Origin of the sequence: Paenibacillus sp. 2RAB27 (genome assembly GCF_052115445.1) — a bacterium.
Classification (GTDB): Bacteria; Bacillota; Bacilli; order Paenibacillales; family NBRC-103111; genus Paenibacillus_E.
In genome coordinates this window covers 15,333-32,709 of record NZ_JBFRGR010000038.1, presented here as the reverse complement: position 1 = coordinate 32,709, position 17,377 = coordinate 15,333, and the positions used below count along the sequence as shown (strand labels likewise).

Here is a 17,377-nt window from a genome sequence, read left to right as displayed (position 1 = left end):
CCTCATTCAGCCGATCTGTCCACATTTAAATGACGAAAAGCGACATATACGCAGGCACAGGTGTCTGAATGAGCTTCTCGTAATCGAGTGATAGCCCCATAATCTCTTCCGTTTGCTTCCTTGGAAACCGCGTTTGCAAATTCGCTTTGAACTTATCGATCACTTTCGGCAGACCCTCCTCCCGCCGCTTGCGGTGTCCGATGGGGTATTCACAATCAATTTTTCCCGTCGACGTTCCATCCTTAAAATAAATTTGAATGCTATTCGCGATAGATCGCTTATCTGGGTCCAAATAATCCTTGCTGTACTGCTCATTCTCGACAACAACCATACGTTCCCGAAGTGCATCAATACGCGGATCAGCAGCGACATCATCTTCATAATGCTCCGCAGTCAACGTACCATACAGAAGTCCGATGGCCACCATGTACTGCAAACAATGATCACGATCCGCTGGATTGTGCAAAGGACCTTTTTTATCAATAATGCGAATCGCTGATTTATGAGTTGTTAACATAACTTTAGTTATGTCACTTAAACGTTCTTTAACGAGATCATGAAGCGTAAGTGCACATTCAACAGCGGTTTGCGCGTGAAACTCGGCTGGAAATGAAATTTTGAACAAAATATGTTCCATCACATAGCTGCTTAAAGGTCTAGCCAAGGTAAGTGTCTTGCCTTCGAAAAGCACATCCTGGAATCCCCAGTTCGGCGCTGTCAATGCAGAGGCATATCCCATCTCACCTCCGACTGCCATCAAAGCCAAGCGGACAGCCCGACTCGTGGCATCTCCCGCAGCCCATGATTTCCTTGAGCCTGTATTCGGCGCGTGCCGATAGGTGCGTAAGCTCGCTCCATCAATCCATGCATTGGATACGGCGTTGCAAACCTCTTCTTTCGTCCCTCCAAGCATAACGGTAGCCACTGCGGTGGAGGAGATTTTCACCAGATGTACGTGATCCAAGCCAACCGCGTTTAAACTATTTTCCAGCGCGAGTACCCCTTGTATTTCATGCGCTTTGATCGCCATTGTTAAGACGTCTTTGATCGTAAAAGGTGGTTGCCCCTCACCCATACGTTTCCGACTCACATAATCGGCAATTGCAAGGATACTGCCTAAGTTGTCGGATGGATGCCCCCATTCTGCCGCTAGCCACGTATCGTTGTAATCGAGCCACCGAATCATACAGCCGATATTGAAAGCCGCTTGAACGGGATCCAATTCGTATCGCGTACCAGGTACGCGAGCGCCGCCGATCACATCTGCACCTGGAACAATCGGACCGAGATGTTTCGTGCAAGCTGGAAAACGCAGTGCGAGTAAGCCAGTTCCCAGTGAGTCCATGAGCACATGATGAGCAATCTGATACGCTTCCTCACTCTCAATCTCGGCATGCAAGGCGTAGTCAGCAATCTCTACAATGAGTGGGTCAAAAATCATCTCCCTCTGAACAGGTTCTCTAGACGTACTCATACGATCTCGTCCTCACTTTCTGAAAGAATATCCCCATGAGGCGGATGTAAATCTCGCGTGCCCGTATAACGAACTCGTGGTCGGAAGAGGCGATTGTTCGCATGCTGCTCCATCACATGTGCACTAATGCCAACAGTGCGCGCTGCAAGGAAAACAGGTGTAAACAGCTCAATTGGAATGCCAAGCAAGTAATAGACAGGCGCGGCATAATAATCCAAATTGGGATGCAGCCCTTTCTCTGTCCGCATCACGTTTTCCCCACGTACGCACATGTCATATAGTTCCTGTTGATTACATGCCGGTGCGAGCTTCGCCAGCGCCTCCTTCATCAGCAAGGCGCGTGGATCCGGTTTTCGCATATACACACGGTGTCCGAAGCCCATGATGCGCTCCTTCCGTGCAAGCTTAGAACGAATCAACGCTTCCAAATCATCTTCTGAACCCGCTTCGAGCAGCATGTGCATGACCGCTTCGTTCGCTCCTCCGTGCAACGTTCCTTTCAGTGAAGCAACCGCGCCAACAAGCGCACCATAAATATCTGACTGCGTGGAGGCGATAACGCGCGCCGCAAAGGTCGAATTCGGCAATTCATGCTCACTGTACACAATCAGCGATTGATCAAATATCGCCACCTCCACCTGCGACGGAATCGTTCCCGTAATCATGTACAGAAAATTAGCTGTATAAGACAGTTTGGGATCTGGTTCAATGAGCGGCTGCTTCGTGATAGCTCGATAACCGTAGGCGACAATTTGCGGTACTTTGGCCAACAGACGTAGCGCTTTACGTCCATTCGCCTCGGGCGATCGATCATCGAGTTCGTCATCGAAGCTCGCTAGCGCGGAAATGCTCGTTCGGAGCACATCCATCATATCTGCCCGATCCGGCATCAAATGGAGCATGGCACGCACATTTGGCGGTAATCCGTAGACCGCTTGTATCTGTGATTCAATCGCTAGGCGCCTCGTCTCATTCGGCAATTCACCTTCTAACAGCAATCCAACTACGTCTAAATAGGTCATTTGCTCAGCAAGCTCCATCAGATCATACCCTCGAATCACAATCTCTTCCTTCTCCACATCGAGATATGAAATGCTAGTCTCACTGGCTATCACATGCTCAAGTCCAGGCAAATAGTGATCACTCATGTTTTCGCTCTCCCTTCCTACGTACTTTCAGAAAGCAGCAAACGCGAAATCACAATACGCTGAATCTCATTCGTCCCTTCATAAATTTGCGTCACTTTGGCATCTCGCAGATAACGCTCCACCTTCGACTCCTTCAGGCAACCCCATACGCCGCAGAGCTGGACAGCACGCAAACATACTTTGACAGCCATATCACTGGCAAAAAGCTTCGCTATGGCAGCCTGTTTCCCATACGAGAACCCTTGGCTTTTGCGCCAAGCGGCTTGATAGGTCAACAGTCTTGCGCCTTCGATGTGCGTGGCCATCTCCGATACATGAGCATGGAATTGCTCGCCGCTGAGTGCGCTGGCTCTCGCACCATAAGCAATAACAGCGTCCAAGGCCCCTTGGCCGATGCCCGTGGCTTGTGCGGCAATCCCGATTCGCCCGCCATCCAGACTTCGCATCGCGATGCGAAAACCTTCGCCTTCCGGACCTAATCGGTTGTCAGCAGGCACGCTGCATGCCTCAAACCTCAACTCCATCGTAGTGGATGAACGTATGCCCAACTTATTTTCTTTGGTGCCGAAAATAAGTCCTTCCATGCCTTTCTCCACGATGAAAGCCGTACAACTCTTCGACTTGTTCTGTGCATCCGTAATGGCGAAAACAATATATACCTCCGCCTCCCCGCCATTCGTAACGAATAGTTTGGAGCCATTAAGTACATAAGCGTCTCCTTCCTTCGTTGCTGTCGTGCGCATAGCACCGGCATCTGAGCCGGAATCGCTTTCCGTCAGACAGTAGGCGCCGAGCTTTTTCCCTTGTGCCATGGGGAGTAGATATCTTTGTTTCTGCGCCTCTGTCCCATACGTATGAATCGCCCAACTGGCCAGCGACGTATGCACAGAGAGCATCACGCCTGTTGACGCACAAACACGCGAGAGCTCCTCAATCACCATCGCATAAGTTAGGAAATCCGAGCCACCTCCGCCAAATTCACGTGGCCAAGGGATCCCAGACCATCCAAGCTCACCGATCCTGTCGAAAATCCCACGATCAAACCGCTCATATTCATCCCTTTCCTCTGAAGTAGGCTCCATCTTCGCGAGTGCAAACTCACGGACTTTGGCCCTAATATCCTGCTGATCTTGGGTATAAGAGAATTGCATGCGACGACCTCCTTCGACGTGTTCATGCTGCTAACACCAGATTGGCCGAGGTTGATTGGGTCGATCGTAATTCTTTGGACAAGTTGTAAACGCTTTCAATTATATGTTATATATACACGCTTTTGTTAGGCATTAGACTGTGCCGCGGCAAAAAATGATGAATGCACACCCCCCAACTGGGATTAGATGGAAAACATACAGTTATTTCAGCGGAAAACTTGATTTTAGAACGATTAGATGGAAAATACGCCGTTAATTATGCAGTTTTCATTGGTTCTGCCCATTCCGCACCAAATTAACGTCAAAAAATCCAGTTATTCCATTATTTAGTCCGAAAACAGCTGAATTAGCTGTACAATTTCCAGTTAATTGCATTTTTCCGAGTAAACTTAATGCAAAACATCAGAAAAAGAGTAGCAGTTATCTGCTCCTCTTTCGCTAACTATTTTCAACCTTTACTCCGACTTCATCACAACGCCCGCCGGCAGAACCCGCTCCACATGTTCACGCAGCGATGCATTCGTATACAACTCATCGCTGAAAATCGCAATGATCCCACTATCTTCTCGCGTTCGAATCAATCGACCCATCCCTTGACGCAGTCTGAGCAGCATATAAGGAATATCGACTTCTTCATACGGAGAAACAGCGGCTTCACGTTTCGCATTAAATACCGGATCTTGTGGAGGAAACGGCAGTGCCCAGACAACGACGTTGGATAGCGATGGACCAGGAATATCAAGTCCCTCCCATAGGCTAACCGCAGCAAGCACACTGTGCTCATTCTCTTGGAACGAGGCAATCACATGCGAGATTTCTTGATCTCCCTCGTAGAAGAAGGTTAACTCCTTGCAATCCGAACGGTCAGCCATCTCTTTTTTGAAACGCTGCAATTCCTGATGTGTCGGGAACAAAATAAGCGCTCTGCCTTCTGTTCTTTTCAACAAGCTGGCGGCTGAATTCATCTTCTCTTGGAACGTTCCGCCTTCTGTGAAGCGTGGCGCAATGACTTCCATCCGTTCCGCATAGTCATACGGTGAGTCTACTGAGAACGAGAGATACTTCTCTAAGCCTAAGCTGTTCGCTACATAATCGAACTTACCCTCTACAGATAGTGTAGCCGATGAGAACACGATTGGCATTTTGGAGGAAAAAACATACTCCTTCAGCACTTCCTTCACCGTTCTTGGCATTACAACGAGACTGAGTCCTGTAATACTTTCCGTCGCCCAGCAAATGAAGGATTGATCGTTGCGGAATAACGCGAACGCTTTTTGCATCATCTCCAGATGCTCTTCAACAATTTTCAGCTGATAGTCATTAAGAGTAAACATTTCCCCCTCAAAGACAAGCTCCTCTTCAATCTCGGATAAAATATCACAGAGCGTAAGAATCTCTCTTTTCAAGAGATCACTCATCACGATTTGTTTACGGTCAGAGCCCGCAATCGGGCGGCAACAGCCCTCCAACACTTCAAACATACGTTCGCTCTGCTCAATCGCACGATCAATACAGACAGCTAATGTTTCACGAACTTCCCCTTTTAACAAGCGAATGACCAATTCCTCGAATACCATATGCTTCAGCTTATAGGTCAACGCCTTTTGAGCAGCGGATTCCATCAGATGTCCTTCGTCAAACACAACAGTGCAATGATCCGGCAATAGTGGCAGCTGTCCTTCACGCTTCCTACCGTCATATGTCCATACATGCTCCATGTAGAAATCATGCGAACAAATGATTAAATCGGCCGATTTCCGGTAAGATTCACGCGACAAGGTTTGTCCACAACGATGCCGCTTATCACACACAAAACAGTCTTGATAAGCATCCCAGTTCATGCGGTGCCATTGCTCATCGTTCAGCTGCGGATAGTTCTTGCGATCCCCGTAGGCATGGAATGTTTGTAGCGCTTCACGCGTATGCACGAAATCAGGAAGTCCCTCATACACCTCACGGTACAGCCCCGTATCTTCATGACCGAATCTGGCCTCATCTAACTTGACCAAACAGGCATACTGATCTGGTGATTTTGCCAGTCGTGCATCGATTTCCATATTCAAATGGCGAGAAATTTTATCAATATCCCCGCCAGGTTTCACAAGCTGCTCAATGAGTGATTCATCGGCACAAGCAATGATGGCCGGCTTCTTCGTAAAGCGCGAATAGCATAGCGCATATAATAAATAGACTAACGTTTTGCCTGTCCCAACGCCGGCTTCCGCAAAAATCGTCTGCTTCTCCGCATAAGCCCGCTCTAGCTGAAACGCCATGTAAATCTGTTCATCCCGAACCTCAAAGCCCGCTTCAGGTAAAATGTCATAAAAGATATCCGCGATCCAGTCGGACACCTGCTGCATATATGGCTGTGCATGATCATATGCAAATGGATAACGTCCCACGTGTGTGCCCCCAACCCTCTAAGTTAAGAATCAAACTTGTATTATCTCATGAATGTTGGTTAAAAGCAAAAACTCATTCCTCAGCCTACATGCTGTCCGGAATGAGCTTTTATTTTACATGCTAAAACGTTCGCGATATCCACATTTACGGCATAGTTCCTCAACCACTTCACGTCTTGAAAAGCCTTCGAATAACCGATTCGCTCGTTCACCCTCTACGATTTCGGAGAATGGTGTGTGATTAATATTCCCTAAGTTAATAACCMCTTCCCCGTCTAAACAACAAGGAATAACGGTTCCGTCAACKAGAATACCTGCTTGATTGCGCAGCGCATGGCAAAAGCCAGGTCCCTCAATCTCCTCCGCCTTCAAATCCGGCCACTGGAACTCGTGATCCTGATTCAGATAAACACGATCAGCGAGCTTTACGCCAGTTCCGCGGACGAATTTCTCATCGATTTTGTAATCGAGTTCGAACTCTTTCTCTAGCAATTCCAGCACTTCACGATTCCGATTCCGTTCCAAATTCGTCTGGTTATCGGTATCCAAATTCCATAATCGGAAGGAAATAATGACATTCGATTTCGCGACGATTTCCTTGGCAAAACGCAGGATGCTCGTCACATAACCTTCCTTATCCTCGGAGCCTTCATGACCGTCAAAGCTGTGCAGGGAAAAATTCATTTGGCGAAGTGCTGGTTTATCAAGCAACTTGTGCCTATTTTTATTAATGAGCGTCCCGTTTGTTGTGATATTTACTTTGAAGCCCTTTTCATGGCTTAGGTCGAGTAATTCATCAATTTTGGGATGGAGCAGCGGCTCACCTTTCACATGCAAATAAATATGATCCGTATGCGGCTTAATTTGATCAAGGATATTCGTAAATGTATCTATTTTGATGAAATTCGCTTGACGCTTCGTCTGCGGACAGAACGTGCAAGCCAAATTGCATACGCTCGTAATTTCAATATAAAATTTCTTGAACTTCTTCATGGTCGGACTCCGTTTCTTGTTTGCGCTACTATGATAGAGGCTATTATACCAAGCGAGGCTTCTTAATGAAAGGATTTCACACTTTTTTAGAAAAACAACTGGACCATCCAGCCAATAAAGTACGCCGACGGAACGAGAAAAATTTGCGCTAACAGCGTTCCTAAGAAGCGTGTTGTYATGAGTAAAGCGTAGATTTTGCCTAACTGCTTTCGTTGTTCTTCGTCATGCAATGCCTTATCGGTGATGAGACCCAACTGGGGATCGATGAATATGGTGAGCAAAATAGTCGCAATTCCGTTGATCAGGCCCGACGCTTGTGAGGCTGTAGTCGCATAATCTGGCCATAAATGAGCCGCATATAAAGAGGCTAGAACACCTACGGAATAGAATGCTGTAACGACAATATTGATGAATAGGAATCTTTTGGAAATGCCGAGATATCGGAACTGACTTAGCTTCACTTTAGGCTTTTTGATATATTTAGTCGTGTTCTTCAGTTGTGAAATGGTCACATTCGTGAGCATCTTCGGCAATGATCCTGCAAGTTCGAGACGAGCAATGACTCTAGCGCTTAAGTTGATAAAAGTAGGAAATAGCGCAATCGCAATAATCGTCCCGATAGACGAAGCCAGCAGAGAAATGCGTAAATATCGCACCAAATCAAATGTGGGCTCATGCTTGGCAAAATCCACAAAATTCGCTGTCATCGGCGCCTGAATTAGGTTCGCTGTGCGCGATACCAGCACGACGATACCAACCAGCGATAGTGCTACCGCGAGTTTATTCACCCGCACCCCCGCATAACGAATCGAGTATGACAGTGTCTCGGCTGTGTGAATAATCATGGTCAATATGAAAACCAAAATGAGCGTGTTGATCATGCGAATAGTTCATCCTCTACTAGAGTKATAGATGCGAAAACGAAAACCCACCTCCTGTTGCTAGCATCGGGTGGGTTTCTTGGTGTTTGTGGTGGGGAAATGATAGGTTCGAATGGCGAAACCTAGCCTCGGGTGCTCCGATTGGAGGACGGGCGACATTTGCTAGCCACAATCTCCTCCATTCGGTGGAGCTGCCTGAAATAGATGGAAAACATGTAGCTAATTTCGCCGATTTCACCCCACTGGCCAAATTAAATGGAAAATATGCAGCTAATTTCACGGGTTTCAACGTTTTCAGCGAATTACGGTGAAATTAACTACAGAAAATCCAGTTAAATTGAATATAGGTAAGAAATCTGAAAAATTAGCTGTAGTTTTTACAGTTAATTAATTTAATTTGTTTAAGAGCCTAGGTGTTCGGTGTTGATGATGGTGGTGACATTGGTGTTTCGAGTTACGACCGAAAAAATTTCCTTTATTTCACTATTCGTGACTCAGCTCGGATTCCCTTTATTGGTAATCACGTTAGGTGCAGAAACTACGCCTTTGACTAAGCCTTGCGGTCGTCCCCGTACCACAGCTCACGGAACGTGGAGCTGTGTCGTAGCAGTTCCTCCGATGTGCCCTCCGCTTCGATACGGCCATCTTTCATCACGATGATGTGATCGGCACGCGTCAACGCGGTCTTGCGGTGCGAGACGACCAGACACGTCGCATCACTGCGACGCTGGAACATCCGCTCCCAGAGCTTCTGCTCCGTCTCGACGTCGAGCGCGCTCGAGAGGTCGTCGAAGACGTACAGCTCGGCGTCCCGCACGAGCATCCGGGCCGCGGCTGTCCGCTGCGCTTGGCCGCCGGAGAGCTTAACCCCGCGCGGGCCGATGACCGTGTCCAGCCCGCCAGGCAGCTGCGCGACGTCGAACTCGAGCACCGCCGCGTTCAAAGCCTGCTGCAAGCTGTCGCCTTGCTCGGCTTGCCCGAGCAAAATATTATTGCGCAGCGTATCGCTGTATAGCCGCGGCACCTGCGCGGTATACGCGCTCTGCGGCGGTGTAAAGAAGGTGCCCGGATCCTCGACGGGCACACCATTCCACGCTATCGTTCCACTCTCCTTGGGCAGCAGCCCAAGAAGGGAACGAACCAGCGTGGTTTTGCCTGAGCCGATCGTTCCCGTGATGACGGTGAACGATCCTCTTTGCATGGCGAAGTGAATGTCAGCGATACCTCTACCCGTATCCGGGTAGGTGTAGCTGAGCCCATTCACTTCCAATCGTTGCAGCGGAGGTGCAACGACGCTGTCATGCTCTTGATCTTGCTCATGATCTTTTTCTTGATTTTTTTCTGGATCTTTTACCTCCACCCGCTCCGTCTTCAAATACAACGGCTTCACCATCGTCAACACCTTCGCAGACGCTCCTTGCAACAAGAAGGTCAATCGCTCCAGTGAAACACTCATTTGCTTAAAATACGTGATAAACTTCCCGACATTCGTAATAAACTGCGTCACGAAAGTCAAATAGTAAACGAACAACGCAAGATCTCCGACGGTGAACGTCCCTGCTCTCATTTTTGTCCCTGCCAAAAGAAGCAAGAGTCCAGTCCCCAAATTAACCGAATTCGAGAAAACGGAGTCGAGCAATTCACTCATTAGTCGATCTTTCAGCATCGCTTTACGACGCTGATCACCGAAGCTGTGAAACCGCTCCATCACTCGCTTCTCAGCACCAGCCACTTGAATGGCCTGCACGTTGCCGAACATTTCGCTAATCTCCCCCGTTACTTTGGAGGTGGATTCCCGACTCGCAGCGCGATATTTCTGCAAACGCACGGTTGCAAGTTGAGCTGCCGTGATGACAATAACGATTGGCATAAATACGAGAAGTGTCATTTGTGCATCGATGCGAATCAATATGTATCCGGACACGAGGGCGAAAACCGTCATCCCAAACACATCAACCGACCAACTCGCCGCTTCCTCGGATTGATCCACATCGTCCCGGAAATGACTGATAGCTTCCCCAGGTGAAACGGGAATGGCTTGTGCACCAGGTTGCTTGAGAACATGCTCTAGCAAATTGCGTCGAAGCAGCATCCCCATGCGAAAGCGGAAATGCACATCAGTAATAAATCCAATAATGATCAATAGGATTCGTCCCAATGCTGCCCCGATCAACAGTGCGATCAAGCCCCACACGCCAAACTTTAATGTGGCATTCCCTGTCAACGTATCGAAAAAAGTTTTTGTAATAAGACCCGGCGCAATTGGAGCCAAATAAATGATAGTCCATGCGAGAGCATTAATGAAATATCGGAAAGGTTTATACATAATAAGACCTTTTAAATACTGAAACGTTGTCATGCCATCACCTCCTCTAACCCTGTTGCGAGCAATTGGCTGAAGCGGGAATTCGGGTCGGCAGCCAGAACTTCTCTACGTCCAGATTCCAGCACACGCCCCCCATCCAATATAACGATGTGATCTGCACGCTGTACGGTGGCCAGTCGATGGGCAATCATGATGCAGGAGCGCTCTGTTAACAATTTAGAAACGGCTTTCTCCATCCGTTGTTCAGTCAAAGGATCCAATCGCGATGAAGCTTCATCCATAATGACCAGTCCCGGATTCGTCAGGAATACGCGTGCAAAAGCCAACAACTGAGCCTCTCCAGCAGATAAACTGCTTCCCCCCGATGCAAGCCCCGTATCCAAGCCATCTGGCATCGCTTCAAACCAAGCACCTAAACCAAGTTCATGAAGTACCGCAACAATCTGTTCATCCCGAATCGACTCATCATAAAAGGTTAAATTATCACGAATTGTCCCTTGGATGATTTCAATATTTTGTGTCACTAGCGCGACTCGCTTCCGCAGCTCAGCTAGTTTACAAGCGCGAATGTCCGTTCCACTCAGAGCAATCACACCGCTTTGCGGATCATAAAATCGCAATAATAACCTCGCAATCGTAGACTTCCCGCTCCCTGTTCGACCAAGCAACCCAAGCACTTCACCAGGTTTCAAAGTCATCGTCAGGTGATCAATCGTCGGTTGATCGTCATCATAACTGAATACGACATCTTTGAAATCAACCCCAAGCGGCCCATCCGGAAGCTGTGCTCCAGGTCCATCTTGAATTTTTGATGGAATCGCGAATAGCTCACGGATTCGGGAAATACTTGCGTCTGCCTTTTGCAAATCTTCCATTTGCGTCCGAATCTTCTCGATCGGCTTAGCAAGTAATTCCGTGTAGAAGAAAATTAAATAGACGGTTCCCAGGGAAATATGATTGCCATGCCACAAATAGGCGCTGATCCCGAACGCCATCGCATTTCCTAACGCGAAAACAAAGATCGACATGTTCCACATCGCACAGAAACCAAGGAAAGCTTTGACGCGCAGCGGCAGCATTTTTCGGAGCATCGTATAGAAGCGATTCATCACGAAGCGTACTGCACCGTTGGCGCGAATATCCTCCGTCCCCTCCAGATGTTCCCCGATAAAACCATAAAACTCCGCATTTGCTTGCCGCCAACCCGCCCAAACAGGCACAGCAAATTGACGAATCCACCCAATCATGTAAATTGCGCAAACGACGAAAACAGCCATTCCAGCACCAATTAACCAACTTTCCCGGAATAAAAGAACGAGAATACCCGCCATGAGCAGCACATTTCCAAATAAATGAATGATCATACTGGAGAAGAAATTCGCAAGCGCATTCACATCCCCGTCCACACGCTCAATCAACGAGCCTGATGTATGACTTTTATGAAACGACATATCCAGCGACAGACAATGGGAAGCTAAATCGACCCGCAGTTTATTCGTTGTTTTCCAACCTACATTTTCACTAAAATAAGTTGCAATCACAGATACCAGCTGCTGAACCAGTGCAAAGCCAATAAACAGGAGCGCGGCTGTAAAAAGAGGCTGCATCGCCCCTTGCGACTGAGCGGTATCAATAAAATAGCGGATAATTTGCGGATTAATAAGCTGCAGCCCGATGGATGCGAACAACAGGAGTGTTAATCCAATCAGCGTCCCCTTCTGAGGGAACAAATAGCGGCCCAGCAGCTCGCGGTATTGTCCCATGGAGTTGCTGTTTTTTCGGTTTTTCTTCATTGTTATGGAGTCCTCCGTATTCCTATCGACGTACACTCCATCATACTAAATTGACTCCTTCACGACAACGGACTGTTTGGCTAAAATGAAAAAAACCGCCTTCTGAGCGGCGTGGTATCCACTGGAGTTTGGCTTTTGAGCTATAGTGATGTTTTTCATCACTATTCAGCTTACACGCAGCTGCTTTTGACCCTTTTTGATTCAATAGTGATGTTTTTCATCACTATTGAGCTTAGACGCAGCTGGCCTTGCCCCATTTTGAGTAAATAGTGATGTTTTTCATCACTACAGGCATCGAAATCAGGCTGGGCTGATTTTCAATCTCGGATCTGCGCCTCCACAGTCTGAAAAACCTGAGGCTCCACCTCAGGTTCATCAGCCATCCAAACTCAAAAATACCGCGAGGTAATCATCTTCTTTTTCGTATAAAATTCAACGCCGTCTTTCCCGTTAGCATGCAAGTCGCCATAGAACGAATCCTTCCACCCTGAGAAGGGGAAGAAGGCCATCGGTGCCGGCACCCCAACGTTGACGCCTAGCATACCCGCTTCTACTACCTCGCGGAATTGGCGGACTGCCTTCGCATTCTCCGTGTATATGACCGCTGAGTTCCCGAAGCGGGACTGATTCACTAACGCCAAAGCGCTAGTCAAATCCGCCGCGCGGAATAACGACAAGACAGGCCCGAAAATCTCCTCTTTGGCAATCGTCATCTCAGGCTTGACATGATCGAATATCGTAGCACCGAGGAAGAACCCCTCGCCTTCACACGCTTCAACTGTTCTCCCGTCAATCAGCAGATCAGCACCTTCCGCGATCCCTTTCTCGATGTAGCTCGTGATCCGTGTACGCTGCTCATCTCGGATAATCGGAGTCAGTGTCACCTGCTCCTCCATCCCACTGCCAAGCACCAACTGAGCAGCCGCTTCCGTCAACCCGCCAACAAACGCATCCCCATCGCCGACGACAACGACTGCGGAACAAGCCATACAGCGCTCGCCAGCGGAACCGAACGAAGACATGACGATATTCTCGATCGTTTTCTCCTGATGCGCATCGGGCATGACGATGTGATAGTTTTTGGCGCCTGCGAGGGCTTGCACTCTTTTACCAGCAGCGGATGCTCGTTCATACACATACTTAGCCACGGGCTGCGAGCCAACAAAGGATACAGCTTTGACAGAAGGTGACGACGTCAACGCGTTGACCACGTCATGGGCACCATGCACGACATTCAGCACACCATCAGGAAGTCCAGCTTCTTGTAGCAATGCGGCTAATTTCATCGCTGTCAACGGTGTGCGTTCGGAAGGCTTCAAGACGAAGGTGTTCCCAAGAGCAATCGCAAGCGGAAACATCCAGCATGGCACCATCATGGGGAAGTTGAATGGTGTGATACCTCCGACTACGCCTAAGGGCACCCGAAATAACTCGGAATCCATATCCGCAGAAATATTAGCGAGTGTAGTCCCCATCATATGGGATGGTGCACCAGCTGCAAATTCTACACACTCAATGCCGCGCAGCACTTCACCTAGTGCCTCTTTGAAGCTTTTCCCGTTCTCTCGCGTTATCAGTTCAGCAAGTTCATGCTCGTGAGCTTGAAGCAGTTGCCAATAATGAAATAAGACACGCGCGCGTTTAGGAACAGGTGTTCTACTCCATGATTCAAACGCATCTTGGGCAGCAGCTACGGCTTGCTTAACATCCTCAGCTGAAGAAAGTGGTACACGGGCAATCACTTCTCCTGTTGCAGGATTGATGACATCGCCCATTTCACCACTTGTTGCGTCTACCCAAACGCCATTAATAAAATTCTGCAGGTCCGTCATCGCCGTTCATCTCCTGGGGCCATAAATTTTCTCCACAAGTCATTGGACACATTGTATAATAAGGTTCATTCCCTTACTTTCGCAATTACGTTAACTTTCCTTACATGAAAGTGGTGATTTCGCTTGGTACAGACCTTATTGCAATTAACCGTGCACGATATTTTGCAGCGCCCGCTCTTTCAGAAGGCTGAAACCATTGCAACAGATGAAGCACTGGTCCGTAAAGTTCGCTGGGTTCACATCATGGAAGTTACGCAAGTCGGTCACCTTTTGAACGGAAATGAGCTTATTCTTAGCACTGGGATTGGTTGGCAGGATAATGAGGAAACAAGTCTTTCGTTCCTACAGCAATTGATCGACAGCGGTGCTTCCGGTCTGTGTATCGAGCTAGGTACCTATACGAAGCAGCCGCTAGAGAGCATGAAGGCGCTTGCCCTTCAAGCGAACTTCCCGCTTATTTTTTTCCATGAGGAAGTCCGTTACATTGATATCACACAGGATTTACATACGCATTTCATTCACCAGCATCACAAAATGGTTTCCGATCTAGAATCACTCTCCACCAAGCTCAATCAATTGCTTTTATCAGGCAAAGGCTTGCAGCCACTTCTCAAACTGCTGCACGAGACGACGCAAGCGCAGATCGCTTTTTTCCCATTCGATTCAGAAGCTGTTTTCGTCCCTTCACTTCCCAAAGCGGATGGAGCTGCGTTTTATGAGAAATGGATTTACGGCGAAATGTTTCACCTTACCGATGTCAAAAACAAGCTTGCCCATCGCCCCATCCTCGCATTAGAACACTTGTTCGCAGACCTACTTTTATATGCCGAACAAGAGCTGAGCGAGTTCCAAATCCTTGCTTTGGATCGATGTGCAACCGCTATTGCCCAAGAGATGATGCGCACAACCTATATCGAAGAGAAAACCCGCTTCAAACAGGATCTATGGGTGACCGATTGGTTAGTCGGCAAGCATTCGCTTCAGGATATTCGTGACTATGTCATGTCCGTCAAGCCTCCGATGAAACTAGGTCCAATCATCTTATGTGTCTTCGATAAAGCCGCAGGAAGCAATAGTTCCAGAGAGCAGGAAACACTCCTAATTCAGAAACAAATGATCGCCCGCTCCTTATTTGAAAGAGAAGGCTTTTATTTACTCCCAACGGTGTACGAGCACCGGATCGTTTTCATCCTCATAGATCAAATGCCTTCTGGTGCTAGCCATGAACGAATTTTACGTACGATCCAACGCTTTCACAAAACGCAAGAAACACAGCTATTTCCGACGCTAATCGGGATTGGCCAAACAATTAGCGATCCGCTCCACATTCAAGTCAGTTATGAAACTGCCCTACAAACGTTAGAGATCCAGAAGGATATCGGCGTTCTCCCGAAGCCTTTCTATCACGAACTTCACGTCTACAAAGTGATCCTGCTCATGAAGCAAACTGGCGAACTTGCTTCCTTCATTGACGGTTATCTCAGTGGGATTATCGCCTATGATCACGAGAAAAATGGCCAACTACTGAAAACATTGCACAAGTATCTAGCTTTATCCGGTTCGAAACAAGAAACAGCGAAGGAACTGTTCATCGTTCGGCAAACGTTATACCATAGGCTGGACAAAATTGCTGCGATCCTCGGAGACGATTTCATGCAGCCGCAGAAGCGAATCGCACTGGAACTCGCCTTGCATGGCTATGAATATTTGAACGGAGCCATCCATTAAGCTTTCGTTTTGCCCTGCGACAATAGTACATTGACGTAGTACTTCCTGGCGTTCGACGTCGTCAAATGAAGCCTCGCGGTTTCACCGCCGGGGTGCTCGAGGTCTAGCCATGCCCCTTCTAGATCCTCGAGTACACCGACTATTTTGAATTTCTGCGAGACATAGCCGTCAAGTTTCTGCTTCTCTGATTGAAAAAGCTCAAATTCAGACATAAGGAGCACCACCTTGGACAGTTTCTTTGTTCGGCTGACTCACCTGCGACGACAACGAAACATATGTTCCCCTCTTGATGAATTGGCCATTTCCCGCTTCTCCTACGAATTGTTTATCTCGAATGACATAGTCTCCGCGAGACAATACGGTCACAGGCTCCCCTGTTATTTCAATGCCTTCGAACGGATTATAATCCACATTCATATGGTGGGTTTCGGCGGAAATCGTGCGCTTCGCATTCGGATCAAAAATCACAATATCCGCGTCCCCGCCGACCGCAATCGTCCCCTTTTTCGGAAACAAACCAAACAGCTTGGCGCTTCGCGTCGACACAATATCCACGAACTGATTCAGTGTAATTCGACCTTTTCCCACCCCTTCAGAGAACAGAATAGAGAAACGATCCTCGATACAAGGTCCACCGTTGGGAATTTTGCTGAAGTCCCCGAGCCCTAAATCTTTTTGACCGTTAAAATTAAATGAACACTGATCTGAACCCACCGTCTGCAGCTGCCCCGTTTTCAACGCATTCCACAACACGTCTTGGTGAAACTTCGGCCGAAGCGGCGGGGACCACACATATTTCGCGCCTTCGAAATCCGGCTTTTCCAAATACGTTTGATCGAGCATCAAATACTGCGGACATGTTTCCCCCCAGATATCAACACCGCGATTGCGTGCCTCTGTAATTTGCTGTACAGCCTCTTCACACGTCACATGCACCACATAGAGTTGCGAATTAGCTAATGCTGTGAGCTTGGCAGCGCGCCCTGTTGCTTCACCTTCAATCAAGGACGGCCGCGTCAGCGCATGATAAATCGGGTCAGTCTGACCCGCTTCGAGTGCTTCTTTAATCAAATACTCAATCACATCGCCATTCTCCGCGTGTACCATCACGAGTGCGCCATGCTTTTTCGCTTCAAGCAAAGTCCTATATAGGGTGCCGTCATCCGCTTGAAAGACGTTCTTATAAGCCATAAAAACCTTCAGTGACGTGATACCTTCATCATGAATCATGCTTGGAAGCTCAGCCAGCACCTCATCATTGATTTCCGCAATCATGAGATGGAAGCTATAGTCGATAACGGCTTTGCCTTCTGCTTTCTGATGCCATGTCTGAACAGACTGACTAAGCGGTTTCCCTTTATTCGTCAGGCAAAAATCAATCACTGTCGTCGTTCCGCCAAAGGCCGCAGCTATCGTGCCTGTCTCGAAATCATCAGCAGTGACCGTCCCGCCAAATGGCATATCCAGATGCGTATGCGGATCAATACCACCAGGGAAAACATATTTTCCTGTGGCATCTACAATCTCGGCACCTTCAATTGTAAGGTTCAAACCGATCCCGGTAATCAACCCATCTTCGATGAGAATATCCCCTTGATAGTGATCCGTTGCAGTGACAATCGTTCCATTCTTAATGAGTTTGGCCATGA

At 48.0% G+C, this 17,377-nt stretch carries 12 protein-coding genes; 1 reads left to right on the top strand and 11 read right to left on the bottom strand.

The window, feature by feature from the left end:
- Positions 1–25: 25 nt before the first annotated feature.
- The 9 genes from AB4114_RS30510 to AB4114_RS30470 form a co-directional block, all read right to left on the bottom strand.
- Complete coding sequence (locus AB4114_RS30510) at positions 26–1,474, bottom strand: bifunctional 2-methylcitrate dehydratase/aconitate hydratase (protein WP_441991778.1); 1,449 nt, start codon at positions 1,472–1,474, stop codon at positions 26–28.
- Complete coding sequence (mmgD, locus tag AB4114_RS30505) at positions 1,471–2,622, bottom strand: citrate synthase (protein ID WP_441991777.1); 1,152 nt, start codon at positions 2,620–2,622, stop codon at positions 1,471–1,473. The genes AB4114_RS30510 and mmgD overlap by 4 nt, the downstream gene beginning before the upstream one ends.
- Before the next feature lie 17 nt (positions 2,623–2,639).
- A complete protein-coding gene (locus AB4114_RS30500) occupies positions 2,640–3,773 on the bottom strand; it encodes an acyl-CoA dehydrogenase family protein (protein WP_441991776.1) in 1,134 nt (377 codons plus the stop codon).
- A gap of 455 nt (positions 3,774–4,228) precedes the next feature.
- Positions 4,229–6,175, bottom strand: a complete 1,947-nt coding sequence (locus tag AB4114_RS30495) for an ATP-dependent DNA helicase (protein ID WP_441991775.1) — start codon at positions 6,173–6,175, stop codon at positions 4,229–4,231.
- A 114-nt stretch (positions 6,176–6,289) separates the two neighbouring features.
- Positions 6,290–7,168 (bottom strand): radical SAM/SPASM domain-containing protein, encoded by an 879-nt coding sequence (locus tag AB4114_RS30490; protein ID WP_441991774.1) that lies wholly within the window; start codon positions 7,166–7,168, stop codon positions 6,290–6,292.
- Between the two features lie 86 nt (positions 7,169–7,254).
- On the bottom strand, positions 7,255–8,049 hold the full coding sequence (locus AB4114_RS30485) for a lipid II flippase Amj family protein (protein ID WP_441991773.1): 795 nt from the start codon (positions 8,047–8,049) through the stop codon (positions 7,255–7,257).
- A gap of 550 nt (positions 8,050–8,599) precedes the next feature.
- Positions 8,600–10,408 (bottom strand): ABC transporter ATP-binding protein, encoded by a 1,809-nt coding sequence (locus AB4114_RS30480; RefSeq protein WP_441991772.1) that lies wholly within the window; start codon positions 10,406–10,408, stop codon positions 8,600–8,602.
- Positions 10,405–12,168, bottom strand: a complete 1,764-nt coding sequence (locus AB4114_RS30475) for an ABC transporter ATP-binding protein (protein WP_441991771.1) — start codon at positions 12,166–12,168, stop codon at positions 10,405–10,407. Before AB4114_RS30475 ends, AB4114_RS30480 begins: the two co-directional genes overlap by 4 nt.
- A gap of 389 nt (positions 12,169–12,557) precedes the next feature.
- Complete coding sequence (locus AB4114_RS30470) at positions 12,558–14,000, bottom strand: CoA-acylating methylmalonate-semialdehyde dehydrogenase (protein ID WP_441991770.1); 1,443 nt, start codon at positions 13,998–14,000, stop codon at positions 12,558–12,560.
- A 123-nt stretch (positions 14,001–14,123) separates the two neighbouring features.
- Between AB4114_RS30470 and AB4114_RS30465 the strand changes: the two genes are divergently transcribed.
- Positions 14,124–15,728, top strand: a complete 1,605-nt coding sequence (locus AB4114_RS30465; RefSeq protein WP_441991769.1) for a PucR family transcriptional regulator — start codon at positions 14,124–14,126, stop codon at positions 15,726–15,728.
- Here AB4114_RS30465 and AB4114_RS30460 read toward each other — a convergent pair.
- Entirely contained in the window at positions 15,725–15,940 is a 216-nt protein-coding gene (locus AB4114_RS30460) for a hypothetical protein (protein WP_441991768.1), read from the bottom strand. The two genes, AB4114_RS30465 and AB4114_RS30460, sit on opposite strands and share 4 nt — an antisense overlap.
- Complete coding sequence (hydA, locus tag AB4114_RS30455) at positions 15,933–17,375, bottom strand: dihydropyrimidinase (RefSeq protein ID WP_441991767.1); 1,443 nt, start codon at positions 17,373–17,375, stop codon at positions 15,933–15,935. Before hydA ends, AB4114_RS30460 begins: the two co-directional genes overlap by 8 nt.
- Positions 17,376–17,377: the final 2 nt, after the last annotated feature.